General features: G+C 46.3%; 5 protein-coding genes. All 5 read right to left on the bottom strand.

What is annotated here, in order from left to right:
- On the bottom strand, nucleotides 1-402 hold a 402-nt coding region (locus A3761_RS22615; protein WP_369808258.1), incomplete at its 3' end, for a preprotein translocase subunit SecY.
- A gap of 5 nt (nucleotides 403-407) precedes the next feature.
- The gene (gene rplO, locus A3761_RS22610; protein WP_068508547.1) at nucleotides 408-842 is read right to left on the bottom strand and encodes a 50S ribosomal protein L15; all 435 of its coding nucleotides are present in this window, start codon (nucleotides 840-842) and stop codon (nucleotides 408-410) included.
- Nucleotide 843: 1 nt separating this feature from the next.
- A complete protein-coding gene (gene rpmD / locus A3761_RS22605; RefSeq protein ID WP_068508545.1) occupies nucleotides 844-1,029 on the bottom strand; it encodes a 50S ribosomal protein L30 in 186 nt (61 codons plus the stop codon).
- Between the two features lie 4 nt (nucleotides 1,030-1,033).
- Complete coding sequence (gene rpsE / locus A3761_RS22600; RefSeq protein WP_068508544.1) at nucleotides 1,034-1,534, bottom strand: 30S ribosomal protein S5; 501 nt, start codon at nucleotides 1,532-1,534, stop codon at nucleotides 1,034-1,036.
- Between the two features lie 11 nt (nucleotides 1,535-1,545).
- The coding region (locus tag A3761_RS26375) for a 50S ribosomal protein L18 (protein ID WP_304439639.1) at nucleotides 1,546-1,614 on the bottom strand (69 nt) is incomplete at its 5' end.

Raw genomic sequence — 1,614 nt, 5'->3', positions numbered from 1 at the left:
CATACCTGAAGCCTGTATCAACGCTAAAGCAACTGTGCCATAACGCGTATACTGACTAATCTTTCTACGACCCGCTTCGCCTTCTTTCTTAAGCTGTTCAAGAGTAGGGCTTACAGCAGTTAACAACTGCATAATGATCGATGCAGAAATATAGGGCATGATTCCCAAGGCGAAGATACTCATTCGCTCCAATGCACCACCAGAGAACATGTTAAACAAGCTCAAAATAGTACCTTGGTTTTGCTCGAATAGCGCGGCTAGTCTCTCTGGGTTGATGCCTGGCACTGGAATGTGCGCACCAACTCGATAAACCAGGATTGCAGCGAACACAAACCATAATCTTGATTTGAGTTCTGCAAAACCTTTACCTACGCCCGAAGGCAATGCGTTTGACTTCGCCATGGGTATTAATCCTCTACCTTTCCGCCAGCAGCAGTAATTGCTTCACGAGCACCTTTAGTTACTTTCAAACCTTGAATAGTAACTGCTTTAGATAACTCGCCCGACAAAATAACTTTAGCCTGCTTAGCATCACGACGAACCAAGTTTGCGTTTTTCAACGCATCCAAGTCGATAACATCAGCTTCGACAGCTGCTAATTCGTTCAAACGAATTTCAGCAGAGTACTTAGCTTGACGTGAACTGAAACCGAACTTTGGAAGTCGGCGTGCTAGAGGTTGCTGACCACCCTCGAAACCTGGCGCTACAGAACCGCCAGAACGAGACTTCAAACCCTTGTGGCCACGACCACAAGTTTTACCAAAACCACTACCAATACCGCGACCTACACGTCGAGCTGTAGGCTTTGATCCAGGAGCTGGACTTATTGAATTAAGACGCATTTTATTCTCCTTCAATCCTAACCATGTAGTTAACTTTGTTAGCCATACCGCGAACTGAAGGTGTATCTTCCAGCTCTACAGTCTGACCAATCTTACGTAGACCAAGACCGGTAACACACGCTCTATGAGCAGGTAAGCGACCAATCGGGCTACGGTACAATGTAACCTGTATTGTTTTCTTAGCCATGACCTTATCCTGTAATTTCGTCTACAGACTTGCCGCGCTTAGCAGCAACGTCTTCTGGTGACTTCATTGCACTCAAACCTTTAACTGTTGCGCGAACAACGTTAACTGGGTTTGTAGAGCCGTAGCACTTAGCAAGTACGTTTTGAATCCCTGCGACTTCTAGCACTGCGCGCATTGCGCCGCCAGCGATGATACCAGTACCATCTGAAGCAGGCTGCATATAGACCTTAGAGCCACTATGCTTTGCAGTTACAGGATATTGCAAGGTTGTACCGCTAAGAGGTACGTCAACCATATTCTTGCGAGCTGCATCCATTGCTTTTTGAATAGCGATTGGAACTTCACGCGCTTTACCACGACCGAAACCTACACGACCTGCACCATCACCAACAACAGTTAGTGCTGTGAAACCGAAGATTCGACCACCTTTAACAACTTTTGCTACACGGTTAACTTGTACAAGTTTTTCCTGTAGCTCTGGACCGTTTTTGTCTTCTACGCTCATCGTAATGCCCCTTAGAACTCTAATCCGGCTTCACGCGCAGCGTCAGCCAATGCCTTTACACGACCGTGATATTTAAAACC

The sequence above is a fragment of the Oleiphilus sp. HI0123 genome (assembly GCF_001635315.1).
This window is presented reverse-complemented; position numbering and strand designations above follow the sequence as displayed.

Excerpts from the sequence above, each read along its gene's own strand:
- rplO (WP_068508547.1), bottom strand. The coding sequence starts at position 842 with ATGCGTCTTAATTCAATAAGTCCAGCTCCTGGATCAAAGCCTACAGCT.
- rpmD (WP_068508545.1), bottom strand. The coding sequence starts at position 1,029 with ATGGCTAAGAAAACAATACAGGTTACATTGTACCGTAGCCCGATTGGT.
- rpsE (WP_068508544.1), bottom strand. The coding sequence starts at position 1,534 with ATGAGCGTAGAAGACAAAAACGGTCCAGAGCTACAGGAAAAACTTGTA.